Origin of the sequence: Burkholderia pyrrocinia, from assembly GCF_003330765.1 — a bacterium.
Taxonomy (GTDB): Bacteria; Pseudomonadota; Gammaproteobacteria; order Burkholderiales; family Burkholderiaceae; genus Burkholderia; species Burkholderia pyrrocinia_B.
The window spans coordinates 228,860-244,758 of the sequence record NZ_CP024904.1 but is presented as its reverse complement, the minus strand read 5'-3'; the positions used below and the strand labels follow the sequence as shown (position 1 = coordinate 244,758).

The following is a 15,899-nucleotide window of genomic DNA, read 5'->3' as shown; positions in this document are numbered from 1 at the left end:
GGTTCGGCCCGATCGCGATTACCAGTTGTATTTCGCGCTGGCCAGCACGGTCCGCTCGTTGCCGAACACGCACGCGGCGTATGACTGGCAGCCGCTGATGTAATGGCGGTCGAACAGGTTCGCGACGTTCAACGCGAAGCGCCAGTGCGGCATGTCGTAGTGCATCGCCAGGTCGTACAGCGTCGTGCTCGGCACCGTCAGCGAATTGTCGGTTGCGCCGGCCAACGCGCTCTGGTAGCGCACGCCGGCGCCGATCCCGAGGCCCGACAGCGCGCCCGTATGCCAGGTCCAGTCGGCCCACATCGACGCCATCTGCCGCGGCAGCGGCACGGCTACCGGCCAGTTGTTCAGCGACGCGTCGTTCGCCTGCACGTTCTTGACGTCCTGATAGACATACGACGCGACGATCGACAGCTCGCGAGTCACCTTGCCCACCGCGCTCAGCTCGATGCCGCGCGAGCGCACTTTGCCGGTCTGCACGGACGACGTGCCGGTGGGGTCGAGATTCACCGGCGTCGGCGTCACGACGTTGGTCTGGTCGATCTGATAGACGGCCGCGCCCAGCATCAGGTTCTTGCCGGGCGGCTGCCAGCGCAGCCCGGCCTCCGTCTGTGTGCCGCGCGTCGGTTTCGGCAAGCCGCCACCGTACAGGCGCACGCCGATGACCGGATCGAACGACGTCGAATGGCTCACGTACGGCGACAACCCGGCGTCGCCCTGATAGGTGAGCCCGATACGCCCGGAGAACGCACTGACGTCCTGCTGCGTCTGCGTGCCGGCCGTCCGGTCGTCGAACCGCGCATTCGCCCAGTCCTCACGGCCGCCGAGCGTCAGCGTCCAGCGCTTCCACCGGATCTGGTCCTGCGCGTACACGCCGAACGCGTTCATCGCCGTGTACTGGTCGACATGGCCGAGCGATGTCGGGCCGGAAAAGATCGCGGCCGTCACGGGCCGATAGACGGGGTGGTACAGGTTGAGCGACGGCGCCACCGCGAGCCACACGCTGTTGGTCGTCGTCTGCCGGTCGAACTGCACGCCGAGCAGCAGCGTGTGTTCGAGCGGCCCCGTGCCGAAGCGCGCCTGTGCGTGGTTGTCGATATCGAGCCGGCTGTAGTTGAGCTGGAACAGCCCCGCAACACGCATCATGTTGGTCGTACTGCGAGGCGCCAGGCCATTGCCGAACACCGTCGCGTCGTCGAGCGACAGGTGCGACCAGCGCACGTCCTGCTGCAGCGTCCACATCGCATTCACGCGGTGCTCCAGCGTGTAGCCGAGCGACCATTGTTTCTTCCGGTAGTCGTTGAACCCGGGGTCGCCCATGTAGATGTCCGGCGACAGGCGTCCGTTCGGGTTCGGCAGCACCGTGCCCGACGCGGGCAGGAAGCTCGACGTGATGTCGCTGCTGTCCTGCAGGAACGATGCGGAGAACGTCAGCGACGTGTCGGCGTTCGGCCGCCATCGGAACGACGGCGCCAGCGCGACGCGCCGGTCGCCATGCGGGCCGGTCAGCGCATTGCCGTCGCGGGCAACGCCGACGAAGCGATACGCATACCGGCCGTCCGGGTCGAGCGTGTCGCCGACGTCGAGCATGAACTGCTTGCGCGCGTAGTCTCCGATCTGCACGCCGGCTTCGCGAACGCGCTCGCCGTCGGCCAGCTTCGTGTGCGCGTCGACGATCGCGCCGGGCTCGCCCGCGCCGTACAGCACCGACGTCGGGCCGCGCAGCACCGCGATCGAGTCGATCGTGTACGGATCGACACGCCAGTTCGCGATGGTGGTCGTATTCGGCGCCGGCACGCCGTCGACGTACAGCGTCGGCGTGAAGCCTCGCAGCGCCGCGTACCAGTCGGTCCGGCTGTCGGCGCCGAACGTCGCGAAACCCGGCACGTAGCGCAACGCCTGGTTCAGGTTGGCCGCGCCGGTCATCTCGATCTGCTGCGCGGTCACGATGTTGATCGTTTGCGGGATCTCGGCCACCGGCGTGTCGGTCTTCGTTCCGGCCGTGGTTCGCAGCCCGACGAGCCCGACGGACGAGGCGTCGGCCTGCCCTTTCACGTCGATTGCCGGCAGCACGGCCGCCGCGTTGGCCTGCGGCGTCGCGGCTGCGCTCGATGCCTGCGCGTGCGCGGCGCCCGCTGCCGCCACGCACAATGCTCCCCCGGCCGCGATCGCCATTGCGTGTCGCGCCGCCCCTGTCCCCGTTGCCATTGTTCAATGCTCCGTCGTGCTGCTGGCCGATTCGGCCCGATCGTGGAGCGGCGCGCCGCCGGCGGCCGTCCTGTATTGCTGTGCTGGCGATGCTGGTTGCGCGCGAGGCGGTATGCACTGACCACGGGCGTCGTTCGCGAGCGCAGCGATCATACCGGCGGAACGTGGCGCGGTCTTTAAAAAAATGCGGATCAGATCGGCGAAGTCGGCGCGACGGATTTCAGCGTCGTAAACGCAGCGCTGCAGTCGTACGGTGCGGACGTACCCGGCGTGCCCGTGACCGTCACGTCGTTCGCGCTCGACGTGACGATCGAGCCGGAGAAGCTCACGGCGCCCGGTCCGAGCGTATAGTGCGTCGCGACGTCCTGCTCGAACGTCGGTTGCGTGCCGTCGAACACCACGTTGTTCAGCGTGATGCCGAGCGGAAAGTGCTGCCCGTTCGCTTCGTAGCCGGAGAACCTGACCTTTCCGCCGCCGAATTTCGTGCTGCCGACGAAATGAAAATCCTGAACCGTGATGTTCTTGAAATCCGGATACAGCGTACCGGTCGACGTGCTGTAGAACGGATCGAACACGAGCGGCCGCGCGACGTTCCGCATGCAGACCTGCGCGAAGCGCACGTTGTTCACCAGGCCGCCGCGCGACGAATCGGACTTGATCCGCAGGCCGTTGCCGTTCGGGCTGTCGAAGCCGTCCATCGTCAGGTCGCGCACGTCCACGTCCGACACGCCGGCATTCGTTTCGCTGCCGATCGACATGCCGTGGCCGTAGTAGAAGTGGTTGTGCGCAATCGTCAGTTGCTTCACGCCGGGCGACGCGCTCGACTTCACGGCGACATGATCGTCGCCGGTGCTGATGTAAGAGAACGCGAGCAGCACCTGGCTCGACTGCCCCGGATCGAAGCCGTCGGTATTCTTCACCGTATCGGGCGTGAAGCAGGTCGCGGGCGTCGTCTCGTTAGGCTGGGTGCCGGTCGGGCACGCGTAACCGCTCTTCGTGTAAACCGCGCTCGGTGTGACGATCTTGATGCCCCACGCTGTCACACCGGTCACGCCGTTGGTCACGACGTGGAAGTTCGGCGAGTTCTGCAGCGTGATCCGGTACAGCGTGAAGTTGCTGCCGCCCTTCACTTCCAGCAGCCGCGGGTTCTGCTGGTTCAAGCCTTGCGTCTTGTTCTGGTACGCGACGTCCCACCATGTGCGCAGGCCCGCATTCGGCCCGCTCGTCAGCAGACTGCCGCCGCGCCCGTCGATCACGCCATCGCCGACGAGCGCCGCATTCACCGTGCCGGACGCGCTGATGAACGGGTTGCACGATTTCTTGCTGCTCGAGGTCGCCGTGCCGCAGGTGCCGACACCGTTGTCATACAGCGCGGGATTGCGCGACGCGAACAGCGTGACGCCCTTGTCGAGCCACAGCGTCACGCCCGATTTCAGTGTCAGCGGCCCGCTGATGAACGCTGTCTGCCCGCTCGCGCCGGCGGTCAGATGCACGGCGGAGCCGGCCGCGCATTGCGCGATCGCGTTCTGGATTCGCGTCGTATCGTGTTCGGCATTCGATGCGGTCGAGTCGAGCGCGTCGACCGAGCCGCCGGCCGGCGTGAGCTGCGCCGCGACGGTGCCGCATACGCGCGTCGGCAGCGCCGGCTCGCTGACGGTGCCCCACTGCGTGCCGACCGTCGTCGCGGCCGTGGCCGGCACGACCATCCCGCCCGCGCCGGCCAGCGCGGCAAGTGAAGCCATCCAAACCGCGCGTCGTGCGAATCGATTGTCAAGGACTGCGATCCTGCTCGTCATCGTGTTGTTCTCCGGTTTTTAGTACGTCGAGCGACGCCGGCGTTGCTGCGCCGGGATGGGGTTGCACTGGCCCGCGGGCTGGCATGCCGTACGCGGAAAGCTCATTATGTTGTCGGTTGTGTGACAACCATAAAAATAGCTGCCAGGTATCGATCGGCACACGTGAAGCGTCTCCTGCTCGCAGGCCGGCGACGATAATATCTCGCAAACGGTTCAATCGTCATTCGTTTCCGTTTTATTAGCATGTTAATCAACGAATCCGTGACAATCGATATCGGATAAACGAGTTGTCCCGTGACAAATTTGCGCTCCCGAAGGGTGTTGCTTCCGCTACAATCCGCGTCGTTATGCGACGACTGATTTCGTCGTCGCTCGAGGCGACATTCGACGGAGGGTCGCCCCGCTCGCTTGCCGTGTGTGCGAGCCGCGGCCGGCCCCGTCCACCGTCGCGCGAATCGTTTGTTTCAACCGGGTCTCTTCAACGCACGACGCAACCATGAACGACACGCCATTTCAGTTCGGATCCGGTACGAGCATCTCCCGTCGCACCTTCCTTTACAGCATCGGTGCGCTCGCGCTTTCAGCGTGCGGCGGCACGGAGGCAACCGAGAGTGCCCCCGGCATCGCCCCCACCACTGCTGGCAACCGCGCGCTCGCGCGCGTGGCGACGGGCAACGCGAGCATCGCCACGGATCAAGCATTCGCGCATCCGGGATTGCTGCACACGCAAGCCGATTTCGACCGGATCGCACAAAAGGTATCGGCCGCCGCGTCGCCCTGGCTCGACGGCTGGAACAGGCTGATTACGAACGGTCATGCACAGTTGTCGTGGTCGCCGCGACCGCAGGCCGTCGTGACGCGCGGCGGCACCGGCACGCAGAACTACCCGGTGCTGTACAAGGACATCGCAGCCGCCTATGCATGCGCGCTGCGCTGGAAGATCTCGGGCAATGCCGCGTATGCGGACAAGGCCGTGCAGATCATGAACGCGTGGTCGTCGACGCTGCAGAATCTCGCCGGCGACTCGAACGTCGATCTGGCAGCCGGCATCTACGGCTACGAATTCGCCAACGCCGGCGAAATCATGCGCACCTATCCCGGCTGGGCGGCGGCCGACTTCGCCGCGTTCCGGACGATGATGGTCGACAAGTTCTACCCGATCAACGCCGACTTCCTGAATCGCCACAACAACACAGACATCACGCACTACTGGGCCAACTGGGATCTGTGCAACCTCGCATCGCTCATGGCGATCGGCGTGCTGTGCGACGATCACGCGAAGTTCGACGAGGCCGTCAACTATTTCATCGACGGGCCCGGCAACGGCGCGATCGCGCAGGCCGTCTACTACGTGCACCCCGGCCACCTGGGCCAATGGCAGGAGTCGGGCCGCGACCAGGGGCACAACACGCTCGGCATCGCGCTTGGCGGCGCGATCTGCGAGATGGCGTGGAACCAGGGCATCGACCTGTACGGTTACGACAACAACCGCTTTCTCGCCGGCGCCGAATACGTCGCGAAGGCGAACCTCGTGCAGCCGGACGGCACGTTTCTGTCGGTGCCGTACGTCCAGTACGCGAACGTCGATGTCACGCAGGCACAATTCTCGACCGCCAGCCAGGGGACGATCCGTCCGTGCTGGGCGCTCGTCTACAACCACTACGTGAACCGCAAGGGGCTGTCGGCGCCGTGGTCGACGAAGTTCGCGCTCGCGCTCCAGCCCGAAGGCGGTGGCGGCAACTACGGCGAAGCGAGCGGCGGCTACGATCAGCTCGGCTACGGCACGCTCACCTGCACGCGCGATCGGGTCGCGCCCGCCGCCGCGCCGAGCGGTCTGACCGCGTGGCCGGCCGCCGGACAGGTCGTGCTGTCGTGGTGGGGCGTGGCGAATGCGACAAGCTACGACGTGAAGCGCGCATCCGCTTCGGGCGGCCCCTACACGACCGTCGCGAGCGGCATCGTCGATCCGCTGACCTGCACGGACAGCCCGGCGACGGGCACCTGGTACTACGTGATCAGCGCGCAGACCGCGTCGGGTGAAACCGCGAATTCGGCGGAAGTCGCCGCGTCGACGGCACTGCAACTGCATACGCTGCTGACCTTCGACGAAACGGGCGGCACGGCCGCCGCGGACTCGTCCGGCAACGGTCATGCGGGTACGCTCGCCGGCGGCGTGTCGCATGTACCCGGGAAAACCGGCAACGCCGTGTCGCTCGACGGTTCGACCGGCTACGTTGCGCTGCCGAACGACATCGTCGCCGACGTGTCGGATTTCACGATCGCGGCCTGGGTGAACTGGAACGGCGGACAGACGTGGGCGCGCCTCTTCGATTTCGGTTCGGGCACCGGACGCTATCTGTTCGTCACGCCGAGGAGTCATGGCGGGACGATGCGCTTTGCGATCACGACCAATGGCGGACATGGCGAACGCGCGATCGACGGCAACGCCGCACTGCCGGCCGGACAATGGGCGCACGTGGCCGTCACGCTGGCGGCAACGACGGCGACGCTCTATCTGAACGGCAACGCGATCGGCACGGCGAGCGACGTCATCTTCGCGCCCTGGCGCATCGGGCACACCGCGCAGAACTGGATCGGACGTTCGCAGTATCCGTCCGATCCGTTCTTCAACGGCTCGATCGACGAGTTCCGCGTCTATCGCGGCGCGATGTCGGCCGACCAGGTGAAGGCGCTCGCGCAGCGAGCGTGATGCGTGCCGGTGTGCATGCCTTGACACGCACGGGCAGCATCCGGCGACGCGCGACCTGCCCGACCGGCCGAGGCCTACAACATGGCTTGACTGAGAAGCCCGTACAGCCTGCATGCCGGATCGGGCGCCCCGCCGTATGCGCCGGCGGGCGCGTTGCGGACCATCTTCGAGCAGGTGTCCACTCGCTTCAATCCCTGCTCGTTCATCCAGCCCGGCAAGCTTGTTCCCGAAGGCACGTCGATACGAACGAATTCGCTCTCTCGACGCGTCAGCCAGTAGCCGATCAAAGCCCCCGCGCGCGCATCGTCGCGCGAATCCGGCGCGACCACCGGGCCGATCACATAACCGCGGCCGAAGCGGCGCAGCACCGAAAATCCGACGATCTCGCCGTCACGTTCGAGCACGACGCTTTCCGCCCGCTTCAGCAATGCCGACAGAAGCGCATCGCGCTCGAGACCGGAAGCGCGCGCATCCAGTTCGATGAGACGCGGCAAATCGGCAGGCGTCCCGGCGCGCAGTCGCTCGCCATCGAGCAATGCAACCGGGGCAGCGTGGCCGACGTTTCCCTGATATTGATCCAGCGATCCGCACACGTTGAAACCGAGCTTTTCGTAAAGAGGCTGGCCGGCCGGCGTTGCATGCAGGAACGTCATCCGTGGTCCGAGTTCTTCGAGGACGGTTTCCATCAACACGCGTCCGATACCTCTGCCCTGGTGCGCGGACGACACGATGACGTGTCCGAGGGAAGCGCGGTCCGCGCCGTACTTCCAGCACATTGCCGTACCAATGACGATGCCGCTTTCTTCAGCCACGAACCCGATCGACGTATCGGCTGAAAACTGCCAGTCCTCCGCTCTGAATGGCCAGGCAAGCGCCATCGAAAGAGCGTGGGCCGCTGGTATGTCGGCCGGAGCGAATCTTCGATAGCGAGGCTTCGTCATCGACAGCGCAACGTTGATATCGCGTTCCTGTTTCATCAACCGTCCCTTCCAGATCGTGTTGTTCCGCAACCGGGCGCGCAACGCGGCGCGAGCGGGTGTCACCGGGCGTGAGCAGCATCCGCGCCTGGCATTCAGCGTCCGTGGCACGCCCACCGGCAAGTTCATCGAACGCACTATAGGAAGGAATGTCTTGGCCGTGCTTAACAACCAATAAACCCATCGTTAACTCGTCTTTAATATTCAAATCGGACGGCATTGAACTGTTCGGTCCGTTGCGCAGCACGATTGCTTGATTCAGCCGCGCGGCTGCCGCATCTCGCGCCCACCCGCAGCCCCCATGGCGCCTTCGCGCATTACCGTTCAATGCGGCTTAACGCCGCGTTACACGGTGCGGAAGTAATGCTGCGCCAAAGCGACCCAATACCGGACGCCGGCCGGAATGATGGCGTCGTTGAAATCGTATTTCGGGTGATGCAGCGCCGGCGCCGCCATGCCTTCGGGGGCGTTACCGATCAGCACATAAGCGCCGGGCCGCTCCTCGAGCATGAAGCCGAAGTCTTCCGACGTCATGTTCGGGGGCACATCGCGGTACAGGCGTGCGTCGCCGAACGTCTCGCGAATGACCGCTTCGCAGAGTGCCGTCTCCGCCGGCGTATTGATCGTCGCGGGGTAGTATTGAAAAAACGTCACCTCGACTTGCGCACCATACGCGGAGGCCAGCCCCTCGCACATGAGCTGGACGTCGCGCTGCAGCTTCAGTTGCAATGCCGACGACAGCGTGCGAATCGTCCCGCGCAACTCGGCGCTGTCCGGAATGACATTGTCGGTACTGCCTGCCTGGAACATGCAGACGGAAATGACGGCCGGATCCACGGGATCCTTGTGCCGCGCAGCGATGGTCTGACACTGCAGCACCATCGAACACGCGAGCGGTATGGGGTCGACGCCCAGATGCGGCTGCGCCGCATGCGCGCCCTTGCCCGTTACCGTGATCCTGAACCGGGAGCCCGCGGCCATGATCGGGCCGGTGCGCAACCCGAAATGCCCGGCAGGCAAACCGGGCCAGTTGTGCATGCCGAATACCGCTTCCGTCGGACAGTGCTCGAACAGCCCGTCGTCGATCATCTTGCGCGCGCCCGCGCCGCCCTCTTCTCCGGGCTGAAACACGAAATGAACCGTGCCCGGCAACTGCGGCAAGTCCTTCAGGATGCGCGCCGCCCCCAGCAACATCACGGTATGGCCGTCATGCCCGCACGCATGCATGATCCCTTGCGCGCCCGATGCGTGTGCGAAGTCATTCGCTTCCTGGATCGGCAGCGCATCCAGGTCCGCACGGAGCACGATCCCCCGGCCCGGGTTCGAACCGGGCAGGCTCGCGACGATTCCCGTGCCTCCCAGCCCACGCGTCACCGCATAGCCGATGTCTTCAAGCTCGCGGGCAACGACGTCGGCCGTCCTGTGTTCTTCAAATCGCAACTCGGGATGAGCATGCAGGTCGCGGCGCAGTTGCGCCCAGTGTGCGTGATGCGTTCTCAGCGACGTTTCGGGGATGATGGGAAATTCCAATTTCTGCACCTTTGGAAAGCAAACGGATTCGAATCTGTGCTGCCGCCTCGTTCAGGCGCAGCGGCTGCTTCAATCGTAGAACCCGAGGATCGACTTGACCTCCATGTACTCTTCCATCCCTTCGATCCCGTACTCGCGGCCGTTCCCCGATTGCTTGTACCCGCCAAACGGCGCTTGCGGGTCCCATGCCGGATAGTTCAGATGCACCTGCCCCGACCGGATGCGCGCAGCCACCGCACGCACGAGTGCGTCGTCGGTGCCCTGCACATGTGCGCCGAGCCCGTACACCGTGTCGTTCGCGATGGCGATCGCTTCTTCGACGGTATCGTAAGGCAGGATCGCGAGGACCGGCCCGAAGATCTCCTGCCGTGCAATCGTCATATCGGTGCGGACATCGGAAAAGACGGTCGGCCGCGCATAGAAGCCCCTGTCGAATCCTGCGGGCCGTCCGGGGCCGCCGGCGATGAGCTTCGCTCGTTCGTCGATGCCCGCTTCGATCATCTGCTGAACCCGGTCGAACTGCGGACGATTGGCCAGCGGGCCATGCGTTGTCGCGTCGGCGAACGGGTCGCCCACGACCATCCGTTCCGTTGCCTCGACGGCCAGTTCCTCGACCCTGCCGAGCCGATTGCGCGGCACGATCAGACGGGTCGGCGCGCTGCACGACTGCCCCATGTTCCGAAACGCGGCGGCAACGCCCGGGGGGATCGCACGCGCCAGGTCAGCGTCGGGCAGCACGATGTTCGGCGACTTGCCGCCAAGCTCCTGCGCGACGCGCTTGACCGTCGGAGCAGCCGCTTGTGCGACCAGCACGCCGGCGCGCGTCGAACCGGTGATCGACACCATGTCGACCTCGGGGTGCGATGCAAGCGACGCGCCCACTTCCGTTCCACTGCCGCTCACCAGATTGAATACGCCCGCGGGAACGCCCGCATCGGCAATGACTTCCGCAAACAGCAACGCGCTGAGCGGCGACAGTTCGCTGGGTTTCAGGACAACCGTACAACCTGCCGCAAGCGCCGGGCCGACCTTTGCCGTGATTTGATAGATCGGCCAGTTCCACGGCGTGATCAGCGCGCACACGCCGATCGGCTCGCGTACGACCGCGGTCGTCCCCCGGCGGGTGACGAACGGGTAGCTGGCCAGGTTGTCACGCGCAACCCGAATATGTTCAGCCGCGAGCGGCACATGGGCGCCGCGCGCATAGCCGATCGGCGCGCCCATTTCCATCGCGAGCGCCGTGGCGAACAGTTCCGCACGCTCGAGTATCAGCGCATGAACGCGGTCGAGCAGCGCGGCGCGTTCCTGTGGCGAAGTCGCGGACCAGCGTTCGAACGCGTTGCGCGCGGCCTGTACCGCGCGGTCGGCGTCGCGTGCGTTCCCAAGCGGGATTTCGCACAGCGTGTCTTCAGTGGACGGGCAGACGACCGCGAACAGATCGCCGCCGTCGGGCACGATCCATTCGCCGTCGATGAAGAACCGATCCAGCCTTCCAGCTTGCATCAGGTGACGAACAGGCGAATTGGCAGGTGAATTCATTGTAAGGTGTCCTTGAGTCGGTACCACGCGCCCACGAACGGCAAGAACCATGGTTTGCCGAAGTGACCGGGAATAGCGGGCCAGTCGAAACCTTTCCACGGGTTGAGATCCGCGCGCCCGTCCATGATCTCCGCCATCAGTGTGCCCATCAGCGTGGCCATGTGCGTGCCATGCCCGCTATAGCCCATCGAGTAGTAGACGCCGTGTCGCTGGCCCGCGCGCGGCAGGCGGTTGGCCGTCATGTCGACCATGCCGCCCCAGCAATAGTCGATGCGCACGTTCGCCAGTTCGGGAAACACAGTGGCCATCTGCTGCCGCAGGATCAGCCCGCTTTTTTCGTCCGAACGGGGATTCGACGTCGCGAAACGCGCGCGCCCGCCGAACAGCATCCGGTTGTCGGGCGTGACGCGAAAGAAGTTGACGAAATTCTTGGTGTCGGTGGCCATGCGGCGGGTCGGCAGCAACCTGTCGAGCAGTTCGTGCGGCAAAGGCTCGGTGACGATGATGAAAGCGCCGACCGGCACGATCCTGCGCCGGATCCAGCCGAACGGCCCCACCTGCGAAATGCCGCTCGCCAGCAGCACCTGGCGCGCACGGATCTCTCCGAGCGGCGTTCGCACCGCGTATGCGCCACCCGCGTCCCTCTTTAACCCGAGAACCGGCGCATGCTCCAGAATGTGCGCGCCACGCGCTTGCGCGGCGTTCGCCAGGCCACGCACGTAGCGTCCGACGTGCATCCCGGCACTCTTCTCGAAGATCAACCCGCCGTGATAACGGTTCGAGCCGATCTCGTCACGCAGCTCTGCCTTCGTCACGATGCGCGTATCCGGGTCCACGCTCTCCGCGAGCAACGCCTGACTTCGCACGAGCTTGTCGAAGTGCTCCGGCTTCGCCGCGAGCTTGAGCTTTCCCCGGCGAACGAAATCGCAGTCGATCGACTCTTCCCTGACCAGCCGCTCGACCGTGTCGACACCCGCGTCGAACGCCAGATACAACCGGTTGGCCAATTCGGCACCGATCCGCTGCGACAGCGACGCATAATCCTGCGCGAAGCCGTTGTTGCACATGCCGCCATTGCGGCCCGACGCCGCCTGCCCCACGGTTCCCGCTTCGCAGACGATGACGCGCGCGCCTTTTTTTGCTAGCGCCAATGCAGCCGCTGAGCCTGTAATCCCCCCACCCACCACAACCACGTCGCAACTTCCGCCACGCATGTCAGGTGAGGTACTGACGAATGGCTCGGACGTATCCAGCCAATAAGAACCGAAATGCATCACACTCTCCAGACTTATATGGACACCGCATCAGTCCTCCGGCAGCGTCGATCGGTCCACGCTGGTGTCGAGCACACGCGACCCACTATAGGAAAAAATATTTTCGTCGTGTTTAATATCCAATGAACCCATCGTTAAAGAGTTCTTAATGCTTCAACTGGAAGACATGCAACTGCTGCGTGCGCTTGGCGTATCGCAATCGCTTGCCGCCGCCGCAAGGCTGCTGGATCTCACACCGCCCGCCGTCACGGTGCGCCTTCAGCGCATCGAACAGCGGATGGGGGTACGCCTCGTCACGCGCACCGCCAGAGGCGTTTCCGTCACTGACGAAGGTCAGCGCCTCGTTCAGGAAGCCATCGAGATCCTCGAACGAATCGAGTCGATTCCGTCGCGCGTTTCCGGTGAGTCGGGCAGCGTAACCGGCCATCTGCGCGTCGTGGCACCGTTCGGGTTCGGCCGCCGCTATGTCGCACCACTGGTTCGGGACCTGCATCGCTCGCACCCGAATCTCGCGATTTCGCTCGTACTGGTCGAAAGCCCGCTCGCAGCCGCGTCGAGCGCCGACGTGGTCGTTTCCATCGGCCACATCAAAGGGTCGTCGTGGATAGGACATTTTCTGGCCCCGAACGACCGCCTCCTGTGCGCAAGCCCTGCCCTTGCACGCAGCCTGTCGACGCTCAGGCATCCGTCCGAACTCGTTCGATACGAATATCTGAGCTTGAGAGAGAACGACGAAGACGTGACCCGCCTGCGTTTCACTCAACACGATGCCGCAGGCAAACGGGCAGGCAAAGCCGTTACGGTCCGGCTGAACAGCGCGTTGTCGTCGAACGACGGCAACGTGATCACCGACTGGGCAGTCGACGGCCTCGGAATCGTCGCGCGATCCGAATGGGATTGCGCACGGCTGATCGCGGACGGAAAACTGATGCGCGTGTTGCCGGCATGGCGCCTGGATTCCGCACCGGTCATGGCACTGATGCCGACGCGCCAGGGCCTGACGATCCGTCAGCGCGTCTTTCTGGAAGCAGCGAAACAAGCCTTTACCCTCCCGCCCTGGCGGAATTGACGCCGAGTTCCGGTTGCCGACCAAAGGGCATCGTTCAGATGCCGCTACCGTCTGCCGCGTGACGCCCACGAACTAAAAATCGGCGACCTTGCCCCATGCGGAATCGCCGAATCGGCCCGGCCGATAAGGTACGGGGTCCACCAGCGGTTGCGCACCGGTAGCGAGATCCGCGATCAAGTGCCCCGCGCCCGGGCCAATGCCAAAGCCGTGGCCGGAAAAGCCTGCTGCGAGGATCAAGCCCGGCACGCCCGGGACTTCGCCAATCCCCGGCACGCCGTCCGGCGTGCTGTCGACGAACCCGGCCCACGCGTGCGTGATCGTTGCTTCGCGAAGTTCGGGCAGCAGTTCGACGGCACGGCGATACGTTTCGTTGACGGTCGGCATGTCGGGCTTCGGATCCAGGATGCGCACTGCCTCCATCGGTGTCGGTGCATCGAGCCGCCACCGCTTCAGCGTTTCATGGCCGCCGCGCACGCCTTCCAGGCCTCCCGGAAGCAGGCTGCGCCAGCGCTTGGCGAACATCGGCACGAAATGAGGCGCGAATCGCAGGAACTGCGGCGTCACGTCTACGCGCGCGCGGCCGCTGATGGCCAGTGCATAGCGTCCGTCGCTGCGGCGCGTAATGGACACGCCAGAGGTGAACAGCGCATCCGGCAACCGATGTTCGACAGGGGACACGCTCAGGATCGACTGGCGGATCGATGCCTGAGGAAAACGGATGCCGAGCTGGCGGCAGAACGACGACGCCCACGCGCCACCGGCAAGCACCACCGTCCTGGTCTTGATGACCCCTGCCTCCGTGACGACGCCGCTGACCCGGCCGCCCTCCAGCTCGATGCCGCGAGCCGCGCAGTGCTGGTGGACGCTGCCGCCGAGCTTCATGAGTGCAGCCGCCACGGCCGGCGCGGCCTTCCCGGGGTCGGCCGTGCCGTCGGTGGGCGAGAAGACGCCGCCTTTCCAGGTCCGCGCGGTTGCGTGACCCCGCTGGCTCGCTTGCCGGCTGTCGAGCATGGACGTCGTCACGCCGGCGGTCTTTGCAAACTCGCCCCAACTGGACCAACGTGACAGCTCGGCCTCGTCATTGCTCAGATACAACAGCCCGCAGCGATGAAAGCCCGTGTCTTCACCGGATTCGACGGCAAATCGTTCCCACAGATCGAGGCTCTTGCTGGCCATCGGCAATTCGCGGGCGTCGCGATTCTGCTGCCGGCACCAGCCCCAGTTGCGGCTCGATTGTTCGGCCCCGATCATCCCCTTCTCGACCAGGACGACTGAAACGCCTCGCCGGGCCAGATAGTAGGCGGTAAAGACGCCGATGATGCCGCCGCCGATCACGACGACGTCGGCCGCGGCGGGCGGCGTGGGTGAAGTTTGTATATGGCGCAGCGGAGGCGACATGATCATTCTCGTTCGGTTGATGCGCGGACGTTTTGCACGACGTAGAATTTCGCCACACGATCGCTGCTTTCCCAACCGATCGATGTGCCCCGCGGTATGAAAAGCGCATCGCCGGCACCGAGCGACAGCACGCTGCCGTCAGGCGCGGCGAACCGTACGCTGCCGTCCAGCAGCTGCATGAACTCGTTCACGCGATGCGGGCGAATGATCCGATGGTAGGGCGTCGAATCCCACGTACCCGCGCAGTATTCCGCGCCGTCGTCAATGAAGACATTGTCGCTGCGGCACTGCGGAGCGGGGCCAAGCAGCACCTCCGCCGGCAGCGATGCGGACGGCTTGAAGTCAGCGTCGGCGCGCAACGGGAAGAGGCCGCGCTTCGTCGGTTTCCCGCAAGCGGCTGCGCAGAACATGAAAAGCACGTGCGATTCCGCATTGACGCGAAGCGCCGTGCCGCTACCGATGACTGCGCCCTCTCGCGGACCGAGCACCAGCGGCGCCGCCCCCGCCGCTTCGAGCGTCAGCACGCCTTCGACAACGACGATGGTTTCGATGTGGGGAAAGCTCGATATATCGAGTTCGCCGACGAAGCTGATACGCCCCGCCGCCATCGAGTCGGGCCCTTCCCAGGCGATCTCCCGATGCCGCGCAAAAGGGTCGTGCTCGCCGAATGCCCCGCTGCGAAAGACGGTTGAAGAAGGCGTGCCGTCGGCACGGTGCAACACGAACGCTGCGGTCATTTCTGCTCCTGCGCATTGCGCGACGATCCGGTCGGAACCCGTCGCGCGGTATCGGAAATCGTTGTTCCCGGGGATTCTCAATTCGAAACGATCAGGATAATTAATCTTTTTAAACGGGTAGTGTTCGCCAGGCCGGTTCGACGCACGCGCTCTTCGGCCACGGGCGCGCCGGGCATGCACGCCCTCCGCGCCTGGCGCCTACACGGCATGACAGCACGCGTCGCGTCGTTCAACGCGCGTGCGCATCGGCGACATTCGCGCCGGCGCGCCACCCGGCCGCGCGACCACGTAATCGCGCGGCGTCATCCCCAGCACGCGCCGGAAATGCCGGCACAGGTGGCTCTGGTCGAAGAAACCGACTTCGGTCGCCACGACCGACGGTGCCAGACCGGCGCGCAACAAGTCCTGCGCGCGCCGTACCCGCACCAGACACAGATACCGATGCGGCGACAACCCGACTTCGCTGCGAAAACGCGCAGTAAAACGCGACACGCTCAATCCGGCCACCGCTGCGAGCGTGTCGAGGTTCAGCGGCTGCGCGAACGACGCATCGATGGTGCGCAGCACGTCGCCGATCGCCGGCGAGACTGTCCGCCCAACGTTCGCGGTGCGGATCGTCGCCGCGTCGAGCGGATCGTGGAACAGGGTGACCATGCTCGCC

11 protein-coding genes are annotated in these 15,899 nt (G+C 65.0%); 2 read left to right on the top strand and 9 right to left on the bottom strand.

Annotated features, from left to right (window positions below):
* Positions 1-18: 18 nt before the first annotated feature.
* Positions 19-2,208, bottom strand: coding sequence for a TonB-dependent siderophore receptor (locus tag CUJ89_RS34180; protein WP_114181880.1), 2,190 nt, complete (start codon positions 2,206-2,208; stop codon positions 19-21).
* 191 nt (positions 2,209-2,399) lie between these two features.
* Positions 2,400-3,950 carry a glycoside hydrolase family 28 protein gene (locus CUJ89_RS34175; RefSeq protein WP_114181879.1) on the bottom strand — a complete coding sequence of 517 codons (1,551 nt, stop codon included), beginning with the start codon at positions 3,948-3,950 and terminating at the stop codon, positions 2,400-2,402.
* 550 nt (positions 3,951-4,500) lie between these two features.
* On the opposite strand from CUJ89_RS34175, the gene CUJ89_RS34170 reads away from it, so the two are divergent.
* Positions 4,501-6,714, top strand: coding sequence for a LamG-like jellyroll fold domain-containing protein (locus CUJ89_RS34170; protein ID WP_114181878.1), 2,214 nt, complete (start codon positions 4,501-4,503; stop codon positions 6,712-6,714).
* Positions 6,715-6,788: 74 nt separating this feature from the next.
* Here CUJ89_RS34170 and CUJ89_RS34165 read toward each other — a convergent pair whose 3' ends face one another.
* The 4 genes from CUJ89_RS34165 to CUJ89_RS34150 all read right to left on the bottom strand — a co-directional run bounded on the left by CUJ89_RS34165 (position 6,789) and on the right by CUJ89_RS34150 (position 12,034).
* Positions 6,789-7,691, bottom strand: a complete 903-nt coding sequence (locus CUJ89_RS34165) for a GNAT family N-acetyltransferase (protein ID WP_114181877.1) — start codon at positions 7,689-7,691, stop codon at positions 6,789-6,791.
* Between the two features lie 345 nt (positions 7,692-8,036).
* The gene (locus CUJ89_RS34160; RefSeq protein ID WP_114181876.1) at positions 8,037-9,221 is read right to left on the bottom strand and encodes a M20 aminoacylase family protein; all 1,185 of its coding nucleotides are present in this window, start codon (positions 9,219-9,221) and stop codon (positions 8,037-8,039) included.
* Between the two features lie 69 nt (positions 9,222-9,290).
* The gene (locus CUJ89_RS34155; protein ID WP_114181875.1) at positions 9,291-10,760 is read right to left on the bottom strand and encodes an aldehyde dehydrogenase family protein; all 1,470 of its coding nucleotides are present in this window, start codon (positions 10,758-10,760) and stop codon (positions 9,291-9,293) included.
* Positions 10,757-12,034, bottom strand: a complete 1,278-nt coding sequence (locus CUJ89_RS34150) for an NAD(P)/FAD-dependent oxidoreductase (RefSeq protein ID WP_114181874.1) — start codon at positions 12,032-12,034, stop codon at positions 10,757-10,759. The genes CUJ89_RS34155 and CUJ89_RS34150 overlap by 4 nt, the downstream gene beginning before the upstream one ends.
* A gap of 148 nt (positions 12,035-12,182) precedes the next feature.
* On the opposite strand from CUJ89_RS34150, the gene CUJ89_RS34145 reads away from it, so the two are divergent.
* Positions 12,183-13,103, top strand: coding sequence for a LysR family transcriptional regulator (locus CUJ89_RS34145; RefSeq protein ID WP_114181873.1), 921 nt, complete (start codon positions 12,183-12,185; stop codon positions 13,101-13,103).
* A 72-nt stretch (positions 13,104-13,175) separates the two neighbouring features.
* Here the strand turns inward: CUJ89_RS34145 and CUJ89_RS34140 are convergent, their stop codons facing one another.
* The 3 genes from CUJ89_RS34140 to CUJ89_RS34130 all read right to left on the bottom strand — a co-directional run bounded on the left by CUJ89_RS34140 (position 13,176) and on the right by CUJ89_RS34130 (position 15,892).
* A complete protein-coding gene (locus CUJ89_RS34140; protein WP_114182449.1) occupies positions 13,176-14,501 on the bottom strand; it encodes an NAD(P)/FAD-dependent oxidoreductase in 1,326 nt (441 codons plus the stop codon).
* Positions 14,502-14,503: 2 nt separating this feature from the next.
* The gene (locus CUJ89_RS34135) at positions 14,504-15,238 is read right to left on the bottom strand and encodes a cupin domain-containing protein (protein WP_114181872.1); all 735 of its coding nucleotides are present in this window, start codon (positions 15,236-15,238) and stop codon (positions 14,504-14,506) included.
* Between the two features lie 198 nt (positions 15,239-15,436).
* Entirely contained in the window at positions 15,437-15,892 is a 456-nt protein-coding gene (locus CUJ89_RS34130; RefSeq protein WP_236655132.1) for a helix-turn-helix domain-containing protein, read from the bottom strand.
* Positions 15,893-15,899 lie beyond the last annotated feature (7 nt).

Bases quoted from the DNA above. Each gene is read 5' to 3' on its own strand.
- CUJ89_RS34180 (WP_114181880.1), bottom strand. From the start codon at position 2,208: ATGGCAACGGGGACAGGGGCGGCGCGACACGCAATGGCGATCGCGGCC.
- CUJ89_RS34175 (WP_114181879.1), bottom strand. From the start codon at position 3,950: ATGGCTTCACTTGCCGCGCTGGCCGGCGCGGGCGGGATGGTCGTGCCG.
- CUJ89_RS34170 (WP_114181878.1), top strand. From the start codon at position 4,501: ATGAACGACACGCCATTTCAGTTCGGATCCGGTACGAGCATCTCCCGT.
- CUJ89_RS34165 (WP_114181877.1), bottom strand. From the start codon at position 7,691: ATGAAACAGGAACGCGATATCAACGTTGCGCTGTCGATGACGAAGCCT.
- CUJ89_RS34155 (WP_114181875.1), bottom strand. From the start codon at position 10,760: ATGAATTCACCTGCCAATTCGCCTGTTCGTCACCTGATGCAAGCTGGA.
- CUJ89_RS34150 (WP_114181874.1), bottom strand. From the start codon at position 12,034: ATGCATTTCGGTTCTTATTGGCTGGATACGTCCGAGCCATTCGTCAGT.
- CUJ89_RS34145 (WP_114181873.1), top strand. From the start codon at position 12,183: ATGCTTCAACTGGAAGACATGCAACTGCTGCGTGCGCTTGGCGTATCG.
- CUJ89_RS34140 (WP_114182449.1), bottom strand. From the start codon at position 14,501: ATGTCGCCTCCGCTGCGCCATATACAAACTTCACCCACGCCGCCCGCC.
- CUJ89_RS34135 (WP_114181872.1), bottom strand. From the start codon at position 15,238: ATGACCGCAGCGTTCGTGTTGCACCGTGCCGACGGCACGCCTTCTTCA.
- CUJ89_RS34130 (WP_236655132.1), bottom strand. From the start codon at position 15,892: ATGGTCACCCTGTTCCACGATCCGCTCGACGCGGCGACGATCCGCACC.